This window comes from Streptomyces sp. CB02923 (assembly GCF_001905005.1).
Lineage (GTDB): Bacteria > Actinomycetota > Actinomycetes > Streptomycetales > Streptomycetaceae > Streptomyces.
Map to the genome: position 1 here is coordinate 114923 of NZ_LWKZ01000004.1, position 19171 is coordinate 134093.

A 19171-nucleotide genomic window follows, 5' to 3' on the forward strand; every position below is an offset into this window, starting at 1 on the left:
GCTGGAGCCGGAATCCAAAGGCTAAATATTTGCCTTAACCGAGACTAGCCCTCTACGCTCCTTAAAAGCAAAGCATTAGCTTTAGACCGCACCCGGCCCTGCCGGCCCTTCTCCCCATACGGAGGCGCCATGCCCTCTCCCGCCCTCTCCCCCGAAGACATCGCCCTCCTGGCCCGCCGCGCCGGGCTGCCGCTCCCCGAGGACCGCCTGGCCGGCGTCGCCGCCACCGTGCAGGTCATCGACACCGTCGTCGGCTCCCTGCGCGCCCTGCCCCTGGACGACACCCCGCCCGCCCCCGTCTTCACCGCCGCCCCCCGCGCCGCCCTCCACCGGAAGACCTCATGACGTACGCCTCCTCCCGCACCGCCGCCTCCACCCCCCTCCCCCATCAACTCCCCCACCAGCTCCCCCTCACCGAAGCCGCCCGCCTCATCGCGGACCGCTCCCTGTCCCCCGTCGAGCTGACCACCTCCGTCCTCGACCGGATCGCCGCCGTGGACCCGAAGGCCGGCGCCTACGTGACGGTGACCGCCGAGGCGGCGCTGCACGCCGCCGCCGAAGCCGAACGGGAGATCGCCGCCGGGCACCACCGCGGCCCGCTGCACGGCGTTCCCGTGGCGCTGAAGGATCTGATCGACGTCGCGGGCGTGCCGACCACGGCGAGCTCCCGGGTACGGGCCGACCACACGCCGGACGCGGACGCCACCGTGACGGAGCGGCTGCGCGCGGCCGGCGCCGTACTGATCGGCAAGACCCACACCCACGAATTCGCGTACGGCCTGACCACCCCGCAGACCCGTAACGCCTGGTCACCCGGGCATGTGGCCGGGGGCTCCAGCGGTGGTTCCGCGGTCGCCGTCGCGGCCGGTACGGCCACCTTCGCCCTCGGCACCGACACCGGCGGCTCGATCCGCGTCCCCGCGGCGCTCAACCACGTCGTCGGCCTGAAGCCGACATACGGCCTGATTCCCCGCCACGGCGTGACGTCCCTGTCGTGGTCCCTGGACCACGTGGGCCCGATCACCCGTACGGCCGGTGACGCGGCCCTGGTCCTCCAGGCCCTCGCCGGGTACGACCCGCGCGACCCGGCCTCCCTCGACCACCCCCGCGAGGACTACACCCGCGCCCTGGGCACACCGGTCACCGGCCTGCGCATCGGCGTTCCCGCCAACTACTACTTCGACCGTGTACAGCCCCAGGTGGCGGCCGCGGTCCGCGCCGCCGTGGACGCGCTCACCGCACTCGGCGCCACCGCCGTACCCGTACACGTCCCCATGACGGAGTACGTGCACGCCGCCCAGTGGGGGCACATGGTCCCCGAGGCCACGGCGTACCACCAGGACATGCTGCGGGCCGCCCCGGACCTGTACTCCGACGACGTACGGATGCTGCTCGAAGCGGGCGAATTCTTCCCGGCCACCGACTACATCCGCGCCCAGCGCGCCCGGACCCTGATGCACCGGGCATGGCTGGATCTCTTCGACGGCACCGGCGAGACCGGCGGCACCGGCGGAACAGGGGGGATCGACGCGATCGTGGCACCTGCCGTCCCCGCCACCGCCGCCCTCGCCGACCAGCAGACGTTCACCTGGCCCGACGGCTCGGCCGAACCGGTCTCCGACGCCTATGTACGGCTCTCCGCCCCCGCCAACCTCACCGGTTTCCCGGCCCTCTCCCTCCCCGTGGGCCTCGACGACCAGGGCCTGCCCATCGGCATGCAGCTGATCGGCCGCCCGCTGGCCGAGTCCACCCTCCTCCGGCTCGCCCACGCGTACGAGACCGCTCACCGGCCGGTGCCGGCAGCGGCGTCGATGTAGCCGTCAGCCGGGCAGCAGCCGCTCCACCAGCCCCCGGGCGTAGCGCGGAGCGGCTCCGGCTTCGGGTTCGGCCCCGGCTTCGGTCCCGGGTTCCGCGCCGGTGCCCGGCTCCGCGCCCGGCTCCGCCTTGGGGTCCATCTCCGCCTTGGGGTCCGTCTCGGTCCTCACCGCCGTCTCCGGCCCCGGCCGGAACAGGATGCGGTACATCATCGGTGCCACGAGATGGTCCATGACCCTCTCCAGCTCCGGCGCCGTCTCGGCCCGCCCGCGCGCCCGGTCCAGGATGATCCGTACCTGTTCGGCCGCGTATGCGGAGCACCGCCCGGCGTGGCTTCCGTCCGGATCGCCCGCCAGCGCGTCCCTGATGTACGCGCGGCCGGCCACGGACGCCATCTCTTCGAGGAACTGCTCGGCCCAGGCGCCGAGATCGGCGCGCAGTGAACCGTGGTCCTCCGGCGGCGCTTCGGGCCGCAGCCGCTCCACCGCCACGTCGGACAGCAGTTCCTGGAGGTCCCCCCACCGCCGGTACACGGTGGACGGCGTCACCCCGGCGCGCGCCGCGATCAGCGGCACGGTCAGCCCGTCCCGCCCCCGCTCCGCGATCAGCTCCTGTACGGCCCGGTGCACCGATTCCTGCACCCGCGCACTGCGCCCACCGGGACGAGCGCCCTTCCGGCTGCCCTTGGGCGCGGCTCCGGAGCCGACGGGCCCACTTCCGGGGCCAGAGGTCTCACTCATGCTGCCACTCACCCCTCCACCTTACCGCTTAACGCAAAATATTTGCGTCAGTGGCCTGCCGCGGCCTCAGCCCGGCCCAGGCCCCTCAGGAGGACGGGGCGACGGCAGGCGCGGTCCGGCGTCCGCGTTGCCGTGCGAAGGAGTGGCGTTCGCGCTCGCCGGGGCGGGCTGGCGGAGCGCTGCCTTGATACGGGGTTTGAGCCAGCGGGACATCGGGCGTTCGATGCCCCGGTGGACGAGGTGGGCGGCGACGAGCATCGCGGCGACCGTCACGACGAGGAGGACGTGGTGGGGAACCTGGGTCCTGAAGTGACGGATGATCTCCCAGCCGACGTACTCGTGCAGGAGGTACAGCGGGTAGGTCAGCGCACCGGCCACGGGCAGCCAGCGCCAGTTGCACCAGGAGAGTTTTCCGGTGGCGACCAGAGCCATCAAGCCGAAACAGGTGGCCAGGATGATCAGCGTCGGCCAGTAGGGGACGGTGCGGTCCATGTTCTTCAGCGAGGAGCGCCATACCGTCTGGACCGAGGGCTGGGCGGCGCAGAAACACACCAGGACGAGGCCGGCCAGCAGGATGTTGGGCCCGAAGCGGTACATGAGGTAGAAGGCGATACCGGCGATGAAGAACCAGCTGTAATCCGGCATGATCAGCAGGCGCAGAATCACGCTCTCCGACCGGGCACCCAGGGCGCTGGCGACGGCCCACACGCAGCACATGGCGAGCAGGCGGCGGTAGGTCAGCCCCCACCAGGCCATGGCAGCGAGCAGCAGGTAGAAGCGCAGTTCGGCGAAGAGGGTCCAGTAGACGCCGTCGACGTGCGGGGCGTGCAGGGGCTCCTGGAGCATGGTGAAGTTGACGAGGATGTCGTGCCACTTGCGCGGTTCCAGGCCGCCGGGGACCAGGGTGACGACCAGAGTGGTGACGATGATCGCGAACCAGTAGGCGGGGAAGACGCGGATGACGCGGGAGACGAAGAAGTCGCCGACCGGCCGCCCCCAGCAGCTCATGCACACGACGAAGCCGCTGATCAGGAAGAACAGGTGGACGCCCAGCCAGCCGTAGGCGGCGAACGGGAAGAGCTTGGGGAAGCTGTTGCTGCCGTCCGGGGACCAGGACCGGCTGATGGCTATGTAGTGGTAGGCCACCACCATCAGCGCGGCGATGAGCCGCAGACCGTCCAGCGCCGCTATGCGGGGCGGACGCCTGCTCTTGACCTCCACCGGCAAGGCGACCGACGGGCGTTTTCTGTCGGATGCGTGCCGCGGGCCGGTGGCGAAGGCGAGGTCCGCGGCCGCGTTGTCGACCGTGTTCAAACTGGGACTCCTGTGATGTCGGGCGTCTCCGGGCCCGCGGGCTCGGTCGGTTCGGGAGGAACAGTCATCACATCCAGTCGGACTCCTGGAGGTGTGGTCAGGCGGAGGTCGTGGCGGCCGGGACGCCGGCTCCGGGGCAAAGGCTGAATGATCCTACGTAAGTGGTAGGGGTGCGAGCCCCCCTTTTCGACGGACTCGCGCCCCTTCTGTCGCCGAATTCGACCGCTTTGGACCTTATTTCTGCCAGGAGTTGTCCATGCGACGCGTGCACGGCCGTGCGGGACGGCCGTGCACTTCGCTGCCACCGGTGGCGCACACCGAGCCGTACGCCGATCCGTACGCCGATCCGTACGCCGATCCGTACGCCACCGGGATCAGCAGCCGGACTCGGCAAGCAGGATCATCAGCCGGATCAGCAGCCGGACTCAGGAGGTGCGGGGCCAGGCGTTGCTGCCGGCGGCGATGCCGCCCTTGCCGTCGCCCTTGTAGAAGTTGAAACGCTGCTGGTCGTTCCACAGCGAGCCGATGTCGGTCTTGCCGTCGCCGTCGAAGTCGCCGGCCAGCAGGATCTGGGTGCCGCTCCAGCCGTTGTCGTGCCACATCGACACGCCCTCGCTGAGGCCGCCGCCGGTCTTGCTGTCGAAGCGGGTGTAGCGGTACAGGCCACCGACGTTGGTGACGGTGACGATGTCGTCGCGGCCGTCGCCGTTGAAGTCACCGGTGGCGATCTTCTTGGCGTACTGCCAGGAGTCGTCCCGCCACATGCTGTGCTTCGTGCCGTTCAGGACGCCGCTGGGTCCGGCGTCGTAGGCGTACAGGGCACCCTTGGGGCCGCCGCCCCACACGGTGAGCAGACCGTCGCGCTTGGAGGTACCGGACTTGAAACGGGCCAAGTGGAGCATGCCGTTCCAGTTGGTCTTCTCGTCCTGCCACATCGGCTTGTTCGGGGCCAGCGTGCCCTTCGAGTCGCCCCTGTACAGGCGCAGCGAGCCGTTGCCCCATACGGCGGCGATGTCGGCGTGCCCGTCACCGTCGAAGTCACCACCGATGATCTTGGTCGTGCCCTTCCAGGTACCGTCCAGCGTCCACAGCGGGCGGCCGTACTCGAGGGTGCCGTCGGCGCGCCCGTAGAAGGCGTGCAGGTTGCCGTCCTTGGTCACCGCGGCGACGTCGGCGCGCCCGTCACCGTTGAAGTCGGCCGACGTCATGACCGAGGTGACGTCCGGGATCAGCGTCGACAGACGGATCTGCTGGATCCAGCCCGCGACATCGTCCGTGCGGGACGCGAGGGCGTCGGTGCGGGTCTCGTCGTCGTGGCCGAAGCAGCCGCCCTGCCGCGACCGGCTGCTGACACCGACCAGTTCGTAGCGGCCGCCGATGTCGCGCCACACGGGAGCGCCGGTGTCGCCTTCGCAGACGGCGGCGGCGTTGTCCACGCCCTTGATGGTGAAGGAGGCCGCCTTCGCGGCGCCCACGGAGAAACGTCCGTAGTGCAGGCGGTCCGGGACCCATTCGTCCTTGGTACGGCCGTAGCCGCTGACGAAGACGTCCTCGCCGGGCAGCGGGGCCTTGGCGGTGATCTCGGCGGGGGTGATGCCGGGGACGGGCTTGGCCAGCTTGGCCATGACCAGGTCACGGTCGGCGCGCGGTACGAGTTGCTCGACGGTGGTGACGGTGCCGCCGGTCTCGCGGGACATATCCGTGCGGCCCACGGTCGCGGTGGTCTTCGTCTTCGGGGCCCCGGCGGGGACTTCGAGGCTCTGGGCGGGGTTCTCCGCGAAGCAGCTGGCGGCGGTGACCAGCCACTGCGCGTCGACCAGGGCGGCCGAGCAGCTGCGCTGGCCGCCGATGTCCAGCTTGGCGGTGAAGGGGTAGGAGCCGTCCTTGGTGGCGGTGCCGACCACGGCGCCCGCCGGGGCGGCCGTCAGCAGACCGCCGGCAGCGGTGAGGGTGAGGAGCCCCGCGACGAGAGCTGCGCGCGGACGTCTGGCAGGCATGTGCATGTTCCTGTCTGAGTTCGAATGCTGGCTACGGTGGATGTCGTAGCCGGGGGTGGAGCGCGGGATGGGCCGGTCAGCCGGTGACGCGGAGCTCGACCAGGTACGGAGGAGTGCCGGGCGGGGTGGCGCCCGTGCCGAGGCCCTTGGTGACGTTCTTGCCCACGTCCACCGATTCGGTCCGGCCGTCCGCGGTGAGGCTGGCCCGGACGGAGACATCACCCGTCATGACGCTGTAGACCGCGGGGACCTCCAGCGAGAGGTAGCCGGACTTCCCGGTCCCGGTCACCTTGAAGCAGTACCGGCCCGGGAGGGTCTGCCCCGGGTGCTGGAACGACGTGGACACCTGTATGTCCTTGTCGGGGTCCAGGCAGTCGGTCAGGAGGATGTGGCCGTCGCCCTTGCGGAGGGCGATGCCCTGTTCCTTGAGGATCTTCGCGGCGTTCGGGTAGTCGAACGTCTCGACGGCATAGGGGAAGTCGTCGTCCTCGCCCGCCGCGGGCGCGGCCACCGCGGACCCGGCCGACATGGCGGTCAGGCCCGTGACAAGTGCGGCGATCCCGATTGCACCGGTGGACAGCAGTTTCTTACGCACGTGGCGTATCACCAGGGGAATCCTTTCAGCGTTCAAGTCCCGGCAAATAGCCAGGTGTTATGGACAGGACAAGGGAGATCGCTGGAGAGTATCACCCCATTTCGGCCCAACTCCCGACTTGCCTAAGTGTTTACGCGCGGGCTTTCACCGGGTCGGCCCAGGTGCACGAAACGAATGGGTAACGTGATGAATTCGCAATCTTCTCCGGTGCAACCCTGCGGGATTCGTGACGCTTCCGTTACCCGTCCCGGTGCAACCCCGCGTGCCGCCAGGTCCGCAATTCCCACTGCCTTGCACGGACGCGTAGCTATGATCACTGCCCTGAAGTGCAGTTGCTCGCTCATGCAATGCAAGGAATCCACAAGTGAAGAAATGTCTGCGCCAGTCGGCGCGGTCCAGAAAGAGATACCGGCTCGGCACACGCCTGCTGTGTCTGTCGCTGCTGCCCTCGGCGCTCGTCGCGGGAATGCTCGGAACGAGCCCCGCCGTTGCCGCGCAAGCACCGGACGCGAGCACCACCGCCCGGACACGCGCGGTGGAGCTGTGGACGACCGGCGGCACCTACGTCAAGGCGGCCGCAGAGGCGGCCTTGCTGGGGACCGACGACGATGTCCGCAAGTTCCTTGCCGACGGGTTCGCCTTCGCCGAACTGACCGACCTCAACGCCAGCGCGACGCGCCTCTTCCAGCAGAGCGACGCGACGGTCCGCGAAGCCGCCCACGCGGTGCTGTTCAAGGGGTCCAAGGAAGAACTCGTCACGTTCATGAAGGACGGCTGGAAGGGGCCGGCCGAAACGGACCTGCGGATCAGGGCCACGCAGATCACCACCACGGGCGGACCCGCGGTCAAGGAGGCCGGCCAGGCGGCACTGTGGGGCTCGGTCGAGGACGTCCGCAAGTTCCTTGAAGAGAAGCAGTATCCGGCCCGGGAATCGGACGACCGGCTGCGCGTCACGCAGATCATGACAGCCGGCGGGCCCGCGACCAAGGAAGCCGCGGACACCGCACTGCGGGGCACGATCAAGGACGTCCGCGAATTCCTCGCCGTGGGCCAGAACGTCGCACGCAATCGCGACCACGAACGGGCGACCGTCACCCAGTTGGCCGAGGAGGCGAAGCAGGCGGGCGAAGTCGCCAAGCAGCAGACCGCCGCAGCCAAGAAGGCCTCCAAACTGGCGGAGGAAGCCGCTCAGCTGGCCAAGGAAAAGGCTGACGAGGCAGCCAGGGAGACAGAAGCCGCAGGCAAGAACGCCACCCTGGCCGCAGGCTGGGCGGGACGCGCGGCGGACGCGGCGCAGCAGGCCGCAAGCGCTGCCCAGGAAGCCATCGGCGCGGCTCAAGCTGCCAACTACGCCGCGCGGATGGCCGCCGACGCCGCCGCGAAGGCCGCTTCCGCCGCCTCCGCGGCGGCAGCAGCAGCGGCGCGCGCCCGTGACGCCGCCGCCAACGCGGCGAACAACGCCGGCAAGGCATCGGCGGCACGCCGGGCAGCCGAAGACGCCAACACCGCCGCAGCCGCGGCGGAGAAGTCCGAAGAAGCAGCCTCGCAGGTGGCGAAGGCCGCACGAGCGGTCGGCGACGCGGCGGACGCGGCCCTCAAGGCCAGCGCGAACGCCGACGCTGCCGCCAGCGCGGCTGACCAGGCCGGTAACTACGCCGGTACGGCCAGCTCCGAGGCCGCGCGGGCCAAGCGGTGGGCAGCGACGGCACGCGCCCACGCCGCGACGTCGCGCCGTGCCGCCGCCGCGGCCCGGGATCTCGCCTACGAAGCAGCCGACGCCGCCGAGAACGCGCGGAAGATGGCCCACGAAGCGGCCGATCACGCCAGGAAGGCGGGGGCTGCCGCGAAGCAGGCGGCGGACCACGCCGGCGAGGCCGCCACGGCCGCCACGGAGTCCAAGGCGCACGCCAAGGCGGCCAAGGAGGCCGCCGACAAGGCGACCGCGGCAGTCGAGACCGCCCGCAAGGTCCACGCCGTCGCCGCCAAGGTCGAAGCCGAGGAACTCAGGCTCCGGACCGACACCGGCGTCCAGAAGGCCAGGGACGCCCAGCGGGCCGAGGTACTGGCGAACCGGGAGACGGCTCAGCAGGCCGAAGCCGCGCGCAAGGCCGACGAGGACGCCAAGCGCCTGGTCGCCGAAGCCGCGGAGCCCGGCGGCGACGTCGCCGACCTTGCCGCCAAGGGGCGCAAGGTCGCCGTCCTGGCGATGAAGACCCGCGGCCCGTGGAGCCAGGCCGCCGCCAGGACGGCGCTGACGGGCTCGGACGAGTTCGTCCGGGAATACCTGCGTACGGGCTGGCAGCAGGCCGTCGAGCGGGACGAGCGCGCACGCGTGCAGAACCTCGCGGTCAACAGCGCCTACGAGGACGTACGGAAAGCGGCGGACACCGCCCTCAAGGGCGACGCCAAGCAGATCAGCGAATTCCTCCGCACCGGCGCGGACGAGGCGGCGCGGACCGGCTACAGCATTCGCGTCACGCAGCTGACGGGAAGCGGTGGCCCGGAAGTGAAGGCCGCGGCCAACGCGGTGCTCCAGGACGGCTCGATCACCAAGATCCGAGATTTCCTGGCCGTCGGCCAGTACACCGCGCAGGTGACCGACGAGAACATCCTCGCCACCCGCCTGGCGGGCACCGGCGGCGCCGAAACCAAGGCGGCGGCCAGAATCGCCTTGGAGGGCGACTCGTACGGCCTGCACGAGTTCATCCAGAACGGGCAGTACTCCACGGCCCGCCTCGACCACCTCACCGCTGTCCACAACGCGGTGATCCAACAGCTCATATCCGAAGCGGCCGTCACTGCCGCCAACGCACAGAAGGACGCGGCCGGGGCCGCCCTCGCCGCAGCGGAGGCAGCCAAGTCCGCGGTTGACGCCAAGAAGGCGGCCGACGACGCCGACGCCTCCCAGAAGAAGGCCAAGGAATATTCCGTAGAAGCAGATAAATACGCCACGGCGGCCGAGAAGTCGGCGGCCGAAGCGAAGAAGTCGGCACAGGCGGCCGAAGCGGCAGCCAAGCAGGCCGAACTCGACGCCAACCGGGCGGAATACGAAGCATCACGGGCCAACCTGTCCGCGATCCAGGCCGGCGCCGAAGCGAACTCCGCCTACGGCGCGGCGGCGAGGGCGCGCGATTCGGCCATATCCGCAGGCCGGGATGCCGCCGCCGCCAACTTCGCCTTCCATGAGGCCTACGCGTCCTACGAGGTCAAGGTCCGTGAGGAGGAAGAGCGCCGCCGGAAGGAGGCGGAGGAACGCGAGCAGGAGGAGCGGGACCTGTCGCCGACGGAACTTCTGGAGCTCCAGAAAATGCGGGAGAGCCTGACCGCCGGCGCGAACGACGGGCAAGGTCTCAAGCCGAGCCCGCTGCTCCTGGGGATGGGGTGGCTCCTCGGCATGGGGAACAAGGTCGAGGTCTTCCACGCCGGGGACCAGTACACCGAGCAGCTCCGCAAAGACCACTCGATGGATTTCGTCCGCATGCAGATCCGCACCAAGGTCCTCGCGGGCAAACCGGACGATTACAACGGCGGTTACAGCCTCATGGACAGAGAGGGGCCGTGGCGTCTGGTAAGCGACCTCGCAGATGTGTTGACGCTCGGCTACACGGGCAGAAATCAGGCAAGGAACACGGGCGGAAGATACGGCACCACGTCTTCCGTCTTCATCGGATCGTACACATACGAATTCAAGATCCTTTCGCGAGACGCCAAGTCCGGCAAGACCAGATTGGCGATCACGCTCTCGAACGACACCGATATCACTTCCTTTTTGCACCCGCCGGTGTGGAGGAAGGAAGTCGAGGATACTGTCCTCAACCCGCTCACCACATACGCGAACGAGCACAACCTGCCGGGCAGAAGGGTGCGGCAGATAGTGCGCTGGGAAGAGGATGCGATCATCCAGTGAAGACGATAGCCAAGCTGGCGATCCTGGGGTCCGTGCTGGCGTTGATCGGCGGTGGCTTCCTGCTGTTCCGCGTCATCCATGCGGCGGAGCCGTACAAGGCGGAACGCGGTGACTTCGTCGGCTCCTGGGCCGGTCCGGGAGGTGCGCGGCTGACCGTGCGCGAGGACGGGACGGTGACCGGGGAGAAGGTGCCCAACGACTACGCGGGTTCCGCCGGCGCGGCGACCGCCACCTTCAGCGGCAGCGGAACATGGACCATGGTGAAGAGGACGACCTCTCTCGCGAACCAGAAGATCGAGGTCACCCTGCGCACCGGGCCCAAGCAGCAGGCCACCGTCGAAATGGGCGCGAACGGCCAGGGAGCCAAGGACGGCCTCTACATCCCGATGTCCGCGGAGACCGAGGAACGGATCGTCCTCAAGAAGGCTTCCTAGCAAGCCCGAAGCCGACGAACAGCACCACCGGGCCACCGGCTGAACGACCTCGGCACCCGCGGTGAGTCGAACCTGACGCCGGTCTCGGCCCCTCGTTCCGAGGGGCCGGGGCCGGCGTTGCGCGTTGCCGAGGCCCTGCGCCTCAGGCCGCCCGGCCGGTCCTCGGGGGCTTCCGGTGGGAGTGGCCGGTAACCATCACGTCGGCGGCCGGTATGTATCCGGGATTCCGCGCAGATCCCGATCGAAAAGCGCCAATGACAACGCCGGACATCGCCCTGTTTGACCGTACCAACGAGTAACCCCGGGCTGAATCGAGCCACTGAGCCGAGGTAATTCCAGCCAATGTTGCGACCCCAAAGGCCCGCAATGTCGCCCTCCACTATCCCTTTACCGGACAAACAGCGGAGTGCCGGGCACCACGCTTCTTCCTATCACCCGGAGTTCCCCTTTCACCAGTCCGCGACCGGGGTGTTCACCCGCAAGCCGACGGGTGTTCCCGCGCGCGTTCCGCAGGACCCGCCGCGGCCGCCCCTCCGCCCCACGCGGCCCCTCGCGCCGCGCTCCCGGCGAAGCCCTGCGTGGTCCGCTCCTCGCCCCGCAACTCCCTGTTCAAACACGGCAGTTGATGACATACGTTTGTTCCATGACATTTATCGCCAAAGAACTCAAATACTTCTCCGGCCAGGAGTTGCGGCGCTTCGCGACGATCGGTCCGGACGGGGGCCCGCAGGTGCGCCCCGTGGGCTTCCGGCTCAATGAGGACGGCTCGCTGGACATCGGTGGGCCCCACCTCAAGACCAGCCGGAAATACCGCAACACCCCAGCTCAGCACGGGGTTTGCCGGGTCGTGGACGACCTGGCACCGGAGGACGATCCGGTCGCGGCCGGGTGGGGGCGGGGCGTGGAGATCCGCGGCGTCGCCGAGCTGCTGACCCTGGATGCTCCCCGATGTCGCCCGGCTACTTCAGCAACGACGTGATCCGCGTACACCCGCGGCGCGTCATCACCTGGAACCTTGAGGAAGCGGGGCGTACACAGGCCCGCGACATCACCTGACGGCCACCGTCAGCCCCTCACGCCGGGCCGACGCCGACGTGTCGGCCTGGTCCGCGTCTTGACGGTTTCCCACGAACGGCATAGAGCCGGGCCGCCAGAATACGCACTTGACGGATTTAGCACATTCAAGTTTTGCTGGATCAGGTTGGTGACCTTGCTCGTTGCGATGACAATGAGCCATCTGGCATCAGTGAGGTAAGGGGGAGGGCATGCGTGTCCTGGTGGTGGAGGACGAGCAAGAAACCGCACAACCACTGATCCAAGGGCTTGAACGTCACGGGCATGACACCATTGCAGCTGCAACCGGTGCGCAGGCTCTCGACGCGTACCCGCACGCAGAGTTGGTCCTGCTCGATATCGGCTTGCCGGACATGGACGGACTCGAGGTGTGCCGCCGCATGCGATCGGCCGACGACACGCCGATCATCGCGTTCACCGACACCGGCGCCGAAGTCGACAAGATCCTGGGCCTGCAGGCCGGCTCCGACGACTGTCTCAGCAAGCCCTACGTCTTCCGCGAGCTCATGGCCCGGGTGGAGGCCGTGATGCGGCGCGTCCGGCCGCAGGTGATCTGCAAGCCGGAGGAGCCGAAAAGCGCCATCCTGAGCGGGCCGCTGCTCATCGACGCCGCGACCCGCCAGGTCTGGCTGGCGCGGCAGCAGGTCGAGATGACGCGCAAGGAGTTCGACCTGCTGCACTACCTCGCCAGCCGCCCCGGTGAGGTCCTCCCCCGGCACCGGCTCATGGTCGACGTGTGGGACTACCCCGCGGACCGCAAGATCGGTCTCCAGAGCAGCCGGACGATCGACACCCATGTCAGCGCTCTGCGCCGGAAGTTGGGCAGCTGCTGGATCTGCACGATCCGCGGGATCGGCTTCAGCTTCCGCCAGCAGCAGTGAGCGACCGGGGCCGGAGGAGGTCTCAGGCACGCGTGGCCCGGTCCAGGAGGCGCGCCAGTTCCTCAGGGGCCTGGACACCGGAGACCGGCGGCGCTCCGTCGATGACGAGCGAGGGCACACCCGTCACGCCGAGTTGCGCGCCGCGCTCCTCGTCGTCCCGTACACGGGCGGCGTAGGCATCGCCCCTCAGCACGTCTCGCACCCGGTCGGCGTCAAGACCTGCCTCAGTTGCGAGAGTTACGAGGCACCGGGGGTCGGCGATATTGCGGCCCTCGGTGTGGTAACCGTACAAAAATCGCTCGACGACCGCGTCCGCCAGCCCCGCGTCGGCACCGAGGTGGACCAGGCGGTGGGCGTCGAAGGTGTTGACCGGCCTGGCCTTGTGGAGAGCGAGCTCCAGGCCCTCGGCGGCACCCGCGTCCTGGATCCGGGCGACCCGGGCGGCTCCCTTGGCCGCGTCCCCCTGATACATCATGATCGTCTCTGCGGCGGTCGGGCCGGGCTCCGGGTCCCCGTCCGGGGCGAGTTCACGGCTGCGCCAGACGACCTCGACATCGTCGCGGCCCGCCAGCACGCCGTCCAGGCGCCGCTTGCCGATGAAGCACCAGGGGCACAGAACATCGAAGAAGATCTCAACTCGCATGGTTCTTCCGTCTTTCTCTTTCGGGTTCCGGCCAGGATCCGGCCTGGGACGGGTTACTCGCCGACCGGCACATGGGCTGCCGCGCCCCCTTGCCCGGCCTGCTCCGGCGCCTCGGACTGCCGGGCGTCCTTACGGGGCTTACGGGCCAGGGTCAGAGTCACCAGGGCGAGGCCGAGCAGGAGCGGGAGCAGGATGAGCGCGTGGACGTGGACGCTGTGGGTGAACGCGTCGCGGGCGGCCTCGGCCAGCCGCTCCCCGAGCGCTCCCGGAAGCTGCCGCGCCGCTTCGAGCGCCGCGGGAAGGGTTTCACCGGCGCGCCCGGCGAGCCCGGCGGGGACGCCGTCGGGCATGTGGCCGGCCAGGTGGCCGCCGTACACGGCGGTCGCGATGCTGCCCAGAACGGCGATGCCCAGCGCGCCGCCCAGTTCCCCACCGGTCTCGGAGACGGCCGAGGCGGCACCGGCACGCTCGGGGGGCGCCGACCCGACGACCAGGCCGGTGCCCAGTGCCATGAACGGGGTCAGCCCCGCGAAGAGCAGCACCGAGCCGAGGACGATGAAGACCGGGCTCCTGTCGGCCTGGGTGAGCGAGATCGGCCCCAGGCAGGCGAAGAGGGCCCCGGCGCTCATCAGGACGGCGGGCGGGAAGCGGCTCGCGAGGCTGGAGACCAGCAGGGCGACGACCGTCCCGGAAATCGCTGTGGGCAGCTGCCACAGGCCGGCCGTCATCGGGGGGAAGCCCAGCACGAGCTGGAGGTACTGCGAGGTCAGCAGGCTGGTGCCGAACAGCAGCATGCCGACCACGATCATGCCGACGGCCGACACCGCGAAGGCGGGGATGCGGAACAGGCTCACGTCGAGCAGCGGGTTGGCCCGCCGTCGCTGACGGCGGACGAAGGCCACGCCGATGAGCAGACCGGCCGCGATGGCGGCCAGGGACGTCGGGTCGGGGCCGTGGGCGGCGAGGTTCTTGATCCCGTACACGATCGCCAGCGGCGTCAGCAGGGACATCACGACGCTGATCAGGTCCAGCGGGCCGGACTTGGCGGAGCGGAACTCCGGCATCAGGAAGGGGCCGGCGACCAGCAGCAGCACCATGGTCGGAACCGTGAGCAGGAAGACCGAGCCCCACCAGAAGGACTGCAGCAGCACGCCGCCGACCAGCGGCCCCAGCGCCCCGCCGCCCATGAAGCTCATCATCCAGATGGTGATGGCGAGGGTCCGCTGCCTGGTGTCGAGGAACATGTGGCGGATGATGGACAGCGAGGCCGGCGCCAGGGACGCGGCGGCCAGGCCCTGGATCGCCCGCGCGGCGATGAGCATGCCCGCGCTGGTGGAGCAGGCCGCGAATACCGAGGCGGCGGTGAAGATGACGGCACCGCTCAGCAGGATGCGGCGGTGGCCCAGCCGGTCGCCGAGCGTGCCCCAGGTGATCAGGGCGCCCGCGACCATGAAGCCGTAGATGTCGGTGATCCACAGCAGTTGGGGGCCGCTGGGGTCCAGGTCCCGGCTCAGCGTCGGCAGGGCCAGGTACAGCACGGTCATGTTCATCATGACCAGCACGGCGGGAATGCCCAGGATCGCCAGGGCGGTCCACTCGCGGACGCCTGCCCTGGCAGGGGGCTGGGCGGGGGGCTTGCTTGGCACGGAGAGCCTCTTCTCAGTCACGCGTACCGGCGCCGCTGAGGAGCAGCGTCTTGCCGGTCGTGCGGCGGTTCTCGATCGCCGCGTGCGCGGCGGCCGCCTCGGACAGGGGGAAGGTCTGGCCGATGACGGGGCGCAGCTTCTTGTCGGCGGCCAGGGCGAGCGCGTCCGCGATGAGGGTGCGCGCATCGGTGGGGCTCGGGGGCCCGGCCAGCCCGATGACGCGGACGGAGCGTGCGTCGAGGTCGGTCTCGTCGAGCTCGGCGTCGGCTCCGCTGGCCACGCCGTACAGGCTGATGCGTCCGCCGTCGCGCAGGGCTGCGGCCGCGTCGGTGCCGATGCGTCCGCCCACGCCGTCGAAGACGAGGTCGAGGCCCTTGCCGCCGGTGGCCTCGGTGACCTCCCGCAGCCACCCGGGCCGGGAGTAGTCGACGTAGGCGGCCGCGCCGAGCGACGTGACCAGCTCTGCCTTGTGCGCACCGCGCGCGGCGCCGATGACGTGCGCTCCGGCGTCCGCCGCGAGCTGCACGAGGAGGCTGCCGACGCCTCCTCCCGCCGCCTCCACGAGCACCTGTTCGCCGGGCTGGACCGCCGCCTGGCGGAAGAGCATGAGCGCGGTGCGCCCGTCGGCCAGCAACGCGGTCGCCTCGGCGAGGTCGAGTCCCGGGGGTACGGGGACGACGTCCTCGGCGCGGGCCAGGGCGAGTTCGGCGTAGCCGCCCTCGCCGCCGGTGGTGGTGACCACGGTGGTGCCCACGAGGGCGGGGTCCGTGTCCGGGCCGGCGGCGATGACGCGGCCGCCCACGCCGTTGCCCGGTACGCGCGGCAGCTGCGGCTTGCCGAACGGGCCGTTGCCGGTCCGCATTTGGGTCTCGACGAAGGTGATGCTCGCGCACTTCACCTCGACCAGCACCTGACCGGGCCCGGCGACGGGGTCCTCGACGTCCTTCAACCGCAGGACCTCCGGACCGCCGAACTCCTCCATCGTCACAGCGCGCATGAGTCCTCCAAACGGATAGATTCGCTTCGTTTGAAATCTATAACGGAGCGAATCGCTTCGCAATGCGGTCTAGAGTGAGAACCATGGTTCGCAGGGCCCCTCGGCAGGCAGAAGCCGAACGCAACGACCGCGCGCTGCTCGAAGCGGCGAAGAAGGTCCTCGTCTCGGACGGCACCCGCGCCTCCGTGGCGGCTATCGCCGAGCGCGCGGGCGTGGGCATCGCCACGCTCTACCGCCGCTACTCCTCCAAGGACGAACTCTTCCAGCGCCTGTGCGCGCTGGCACTCGGCCAGTGGATCGACGCCGCCGAGCACGGGCTCAAGCACGACGAGCCCTGGGAAGGGCTCGTCCACTACGTCACCGCCAGCGTCGAGTTCAGCGGCGGCGCCCTCGGACCGCTGGCCGGCACGATCGCCATCACCGAAGAGATGGCCGCGGAGTTCGAACGCGCCGACCGGCTGGCCCAGGCGCTGGTAACCCGCGTACACGAGGCGGGCGCGCTCCGGCCGGACGTCACCCTGGAGGACATCAGCCTGCTGATCGAGCAGCTCGGAAAGCTCTCCCTGGTCGATCAGTTCGAGCGCCAGGGCCGTACGGACCTCCTCGACGAGGCCCGCGCCGCCCACGCGCGCGTGATCGCCATCGCGCTCGACGGCCTCCGGGCCGCACACCGGCACCCGCTGCCCGGCCGGCCACCACGCCCCGGCCTGCTCGCCGAACGCTGGGCCGAGGACTCCGGACCGGCCGGCAAGAGGGCCTGAGGATTCCTGAGGGCTCCTCAGGAATCCTCAGGGCTCCTCAGGAATCCTGAGGACTTCCGAGGATTCCTCCCGCTGATTCCGCTGCCGACGACGTCCACGACCCGGCAGCCGTCGGAAGCGCTAGGAAGCCCGGCCGCACAGGGCCTCGGTGACATCCGCCTCGTGGTACCGGGTACGGCCGCCTTGGCTGCGGCGGCGCCATCCCCGCTGGCTGGCGAGCCGGTACACGCTGCCCACAGGTGTCCCCCACAGACGGGAGATGTCGGCGGCGCTGAGCCATGCCGCAGGCGCGGACGCAGGGGCGGGGGCGGAGTCCGGCCCGGCCGCGGCGCCCGGGGCGGTACCGCTCGCAGCGGCGCGGATACGCCGCTTCAGCTCCATCAGATGCTCCCCGGACCACCGGTGAGCCGGATCGACCCGGCACCGTATCTCCACCGCGGCCGTGGCGACGCCGGGGCGGATCAGCGCCTGGAGGGAGCCCGTGCAGCCGGATTCAGGGCACGGGCCGACCGTGATGAGGCGGTGGACGGCGGGATCGGCGACCCGCGAAGCCCTGCGGGCCAGCTTCCTGATCTCGGTGGCGGCATCCCCTGCGGCGCCGTGCGCCCCGAGCCAGTCCGCGTGCCGGACCAGGAAACCCGACAGCGCCCCCACGGTACGGCGCGGAGGCGTCACCCGTCGCGCCTGCACCACCGTCCCCGCCCACGAGGCCAGTACCGCCAGGATGTCCGAACGGATGTCGGAAGCGGCAGTGTTCAGGGGGATGCCGGGCAGCGCACCCCCCGAAGTGCGTTCACGCAGACCTCCGGCGGTGCCGCTCCCGTCGAGCGCCTGCCCGCAGGCGCGGTAGAGCGACGGCAGCCTCTCCAGATCGGCCACGAGCGCGCTTCGGCAGTCCCGGCACAGCGGGCCCTGCGGTGCCGGTCGGCTCCTCGCGCCCGGCCGTCCGCCGCACTCGGCACCCGGGCAGCGGACGAAGTCGGACGGTCTGTCGGGCTTGGCCAGCTCCACTGTCGTTCCCTCCGGAAAAGCCTCTGTTGGCAGCGCCTGGTGCTCCCTGACGGGAACGTAGCGGGCACGGAAGCGCCCGCGGCGGTTCTCATGATCTTCCTGAAGCTCTTGAAGGACTTCTGTGGACTTTTACATCGCTTGACATTGCTTTATGTCTATTTCAAGAGACAGCCCTTGACGCAACGATGGGCCCGCGAAGAAGCTATTCACTACGTTCCGGACAGCTGTGTTCAGCTGATTCGGCGGATGATTCAGATGGTGCTCCGGCAGCGCCGACCCCAAGGGCGGCAGTTGTCCCCTGCCGGTTCTGGGCACCCTCCTTCTCGAATTCCGAACCGAACTCCACGACTGAATTCCGACAGGACGACGATGCCTGCAGACCTCAAGAACTTCACCATCGACGACCTCAAGCGCATTCTGCTCGAAGGGGCAGGCGCCGACGAGAATGTCGACCTCGAAAACGACATTCTCGATACCGACTTCGAGGCGCTCGGCTACGAGTCGCTCGCGATACTGGAGACAGGCGCCCGGATCGAGCGCGAGTACGCCATCACCCTGCCCGACGAGCTGCTGACGGAGGCCGCCAATCCGCGCGATCTGATCCATGCCGTGAACGAACAGCTGCGTGCCACGTCGGCCGCCTGAGCACGCCGGGCAGGACGGACGTGGCGCCACTGCCGTGCACGCCCGTCCCCCGGCGCCCCACGGCGCCCCGGGCAGCAGCATCCGTGGGGCGGCACAGCGGCAGCCGGGAGACCGCCGGCCGTGGGCGGATCCGCGGCCGATACGGCAAGGAGAACTTTCCGCGCAACGCGCAACGAGACGCATTGGCGGTACAGGAACAGACCGCCATGCGCGGGAACGGGCATAGGAGTTCACGACGGGGACGGAACGCGGCAGGCCCCTTTACTCCGTCTTTCCTATCGCACCCCGCCGGACCCTGACCCGCTGTACAGGAATACCTCCGGAGGAACTACGGTTCGCGCGCCCACTGCCCCCGATACGTCGGGCCGACCGGCCGCCCCGAACTCGCCGCGAACATGCCTCCTGCGTGCTTTTCTCTCCCGCACAGCCACGGACTGCTGCCCGATTCGGTGAGCGCAGCCGTCGCCGGTGCCGACGCACAACGCGCACCCGGCCGATCGGGCCGAACCGGAACGCATTCCCGAACAGCACGAACCATGGAATGCGCACGCCTTCGGATACGCAAAGAGTCCTCTTTCAAAAGAGTCGGCAAGCAGCAAGGGAGCGTGCAGAACTTTGATCACCGACGACTGCCGGCCCACGGCCCGCGGCCTGCTGGACGAGCTGGCGGAGCTGAAGGCCGAAGCCTGCCGCGGCCCGAGTGAGCGGGCG

16 protein-coding genes are annotated in these 19171 nt (G+C 69.7%); 8 read left to right on the plus strand and 8 right to left on the minus strand.

Features of this window, described 5'->3' with window-relative positions; translation table 11 throughout:
* Nucleotides 1-129: 129 nt before the first annotated feature.
* Both A6A06_RS08995 and A6A06_RS09000 read left to right on the plus strand, forming a co-directional pair.
* Entirely contained in the window at nucleotides 130-345 is a 216-nt protein-coding gene (locus A6A06_RS08995) for a DUF4089 domain-containing protein (RefSeq protein WP_073760668.1), read from the plus strand.
* Nucleotides 342-1817, plus strand: a complete 1476-nt coding sequence (locus tag A6A06_RS09000; protein WP_073760669.1) for an Asp-tRNA(Asn)/Glu-tRNA(Gln) amidotransferase GatCAB subunit A — start codon at nucleotides 342-344, stop codon at nucleotides 1815-1817. Before A6A06_RS08995 ends, A6A06_RS09000 begins: the two co-directional genes overlap by 4 nt.
* Nucleotides 1818-1820: 3 nt before the next feature.
* On the opposite strand, the gene A6A06_RS40730 is transcribed toward A6A06_RS09000, so the two are convergent.
* From A6A06_RS40730 to A6A06_RS09020, 4 genes are all read right to left on the minus strand, one after another.
* Nucleotides 1821-2555: a TetR/AcrR family transcriptional regulator gene (locus A6A06_RS40730; RefSeq protein WP_079193902.1), complete on the minus strand. Its 735-nt coding sequence runs from the start codon at nucleotides 2553-2555 to the stop codon at nucleotides 1821-1823.
* A gap of 66 nt (nucleotides 2556-2621) precedes the next feature.
* Nucleotides 2622-3869 (minus strand): acyltransferase family protein, encoded by a 1248-nt coding sequence (locus A6A06_RS09010; protein WP_079193903.1) that lies wholly within the window; start codon nucleotides 3867-3869, stop codon nucleotides 2622-2624.
* A gap of 425 nt (nucleotides 3870-4294) precedes the next feature.
* Nucleotides 4295-5866, minus strand: coding sequence for a trypsin-like serine protease (locus tag A6A06_RS09015; protein WP_073760670.1), 1572 nt, complete (start codon nucleotides 5864-5866; stop codon nucleotides 4295-4297).
* A 76-nt stretch (nucleotides 5867-5942) separates the two neighbouring features.
* Nucleotides 5943-6473: a hypothetical protein gene (locus A6A06_RS09020; protein WP_242440650.1), complete on the minus strand. Its 531-nt coding sequence runs from the start codon at nucleotides 6471-6473 to the stop codon at nucleotides 5943-5945.
* A 352-nt stretch (nucleotides 6474-6825) separates the two neighbouring features.
* On the opposite strand from A6A06_RS09020, the gene A6A06_RS09025 reads away from it, so the two are divergent.
* The 4 genes from A6A06_RS09025 (at nucleotide 6826) to A6A06_RS09040 (ending at nucleotide 12757) form a co-directional block, all read left to right on the plus strand.
* Nucleotides 6826-10368, plus strand: a complete 3543-nt coding sequence (locus A6A06_RS09025) for an ALF repeat-containing protein (RefSeq protein WP_073760671.1) — start codon at nucleotides 6826-6828, stop codon at nucleotides 10366-10368.
* Nucleotides 10365-10802, plus strand: a complete 438-nt coding sequence (locus A6A06_RS09030; protein ID WP_073760672.1) for a hypothetical protein — start codon at nucleotides 10365-10367, stop codon at nucleotides 10800-10802. The genes A6A06_RS09025 and A6A06_RS09030 overlap by 4 nt, the downstream gene beginning before the upstream one ends.
* Nucleotides 10803-11445: 643 nt before the next feature.
* On the plus strand, nucleotides 11446-11781 hold the full coding sequence (locus A6A06_RS09035; RefSeq protein ID WP_242440651.1) for a pyridoxamine 5'-phosphate oxidase family protein: 336 nt from the start codon (nucleotides 11446-11448) through the stop codon (nucleotides 11779-11781).
* A 286-nt stretch (nucleotides 11782-12067) separates the two neighbouring features.
* Nucleotides 12068-12757: a response regulator transcription factor gene (locus A6A06_RS09040; RefSeq protein WP_073760673.1), complete on the plus strand. Its 690-nt coding sequence runs from the start codon at nucleotides 12068-12070 to the stop codon at nucleotides 12755-12757.
* A gap of 22 nt (nucleotides 12758-12779) precedes the next feature.
* Here the strand turns inward: A6A06_RS09040 and A6A06_RS09045 are convergent, their stop codons facing one another.
* The 3 genes from A6A06_RS09045 to A6A06_RS09055 are packed head-to-tail and all read right to left on the minus strand — an operon-like array spanning nucleotide 12780 to nucleotide 16043.
* Nucleotides 12780-13400 (minus strand): DsbA family oxidoreductase, encoded by a 621-nt coding sequence (locus A6A06_RS09045; protein ID WP_073760674.1) that lies wholly within the window; start codon nucleotides 13398-13400, stop codon nucleotides 12780-12782.
* Between the two features lie 53 nt (nucleotides 13401-13453).
* The gene (locus A6A06_RS09050) at nucleotides 13454-15046 is read right to left on the minus strand and encodes an MFS transporter (RefSeq protein WP_073760675.1); all 1593 of its coding nucleotides are present in this window, start codon (nucleotides 15044-15046) and stop codon (nucleotides 13454-13456) included.
* Nucleotides 15047-15059: 13 nt separating this feature from the next.
* A complete protein-coding gene (locus A6A06_RS09055; protein ID WP_073760676.1) occupies nucleotides 15060-16043 on the minus strand; it encodes a zinc-binding dehydrogenase in 984 nt (327 codons plus the stop codon).
* 83 nt (nucleotides 16044-16126) lie between these two features.
* Here A6A06_RS09055 and A6A06_RS09060 point away from each other — a divergent pair, with 83 nt between their 5' ends.
* Nucleotides 16127-16804 (plus strand): TetR/AcrR family transcriptional regulator, encoded by a 678-nt coding sequence (locus A6A06_RS09060; protein WP_073760677.1) that lies wholly within the window; start codon nucleotides 16127-16129, stop codon nucleotides 16802-16804.
* A gap of 120 nt (nucleotides 16805-16924) precedes the next feature.
* Here A6A06_RS09060 and A6A06_RS09065 read toward each other — a convergent pair whose 3' ends face one another.
* Nucleotides 16925-17683: a hypothetical protein gene (locus A6A06_RS09065; RefSeq protein ID WP_199930774.1), complete on the minus strand. Its 759-nt coding sequence runs from the start codon at nucleotides 17681-17683 to the stop codon at nucleotides 16925-16927.
* A 501-nt stretch (nucleotides 17684-18184) separates the two neighbouring features.
* On the opposite strand from A6A06_RS09065, the gene A6A06_RS09070 reads away from it, so the two are divergent.
* Nucleotides 18185-18460, plus strand: coding sequence for an acyl carrier protein (locus tag A6A06_RS09070; protein ID WP_073760679.1), 276 nt, complete (start codon nucleotides 18185-18187; stop codon nucleotides 18458-18460).
* Nucleotides 18461-19171: the final 711 nt, after the last annotated feature.

Coding starts and splice junctions, on each gene's coding strand:
- A6A06_RS08995 (WP_073760668.1), top strand. CDS start 130: ATGCCCTCTCCCGCCCTCTCCCCCGAAGACATCGCCCTCCTGGCCCGC.
- A6A06_RS09000 (WP_073760669.1), top strand. CDS start 342: ATGACGTACGCCTCCTCCCGCACCGCCGCCTCCACCCCCCTCCCCCAT.
- A6A06_RS40730 (WP_079193902.1), bottom strand. CDS start 2,555: ATGAGTGAGACCTCTGGCCCCGGAAGTGGGCCCGTCGGCTCCGGAGCC.
- A6A06_RS09015 (WP_073760670.1), bottom strand. CDS start 5,866: ATGCCTGCCAGACGTCCGCGCGCAGCTCTCGTCGCGGGGCTCCTCACC.
- A6A06_RS09035 (WP_242440651.1), top strand. CDS start 11,446: ATGACATTTATCGCCAAAGAACTCAAATACTTCTCCGGCCAGGAGTTG.
- A6A06_RS09040 (WP_073760673.1), top strand. CDS start 12,068: ATGCGTGTCCTGGTGGTGGAGGACGAGCAAGAAACCGCACAACCACTG.
- A6A06_RS09045 (WP_073760674.1), bottom strand. CDS start 13,400: ATGCGAGTTGAGATCTTCTTCGATGTTCTGTGCCCCTGGTGCTTCATC.
- A6A06_RS09055 (WP_073760676.1), bottom strand. CDS start 16,043: ATGCGCGCTGTGACGATGGAGGAGTTCGGCGGTCCGGAGGTCCTGCGG.
- A6A06_RS09060 (WP_073760677.1), top strand. CDS start 16,127: ATGGTTCGCAGGGCCCCTCGGCAGGCAGAAGCCGAACGCAACGACCGC.
- A6A06_RS09070 (WP_073760679.1), top strand. CDS start 18,185: ATGCCTGCAGACCTCAAGAACTTCACCATCGACGACCTCAAGCGCATT.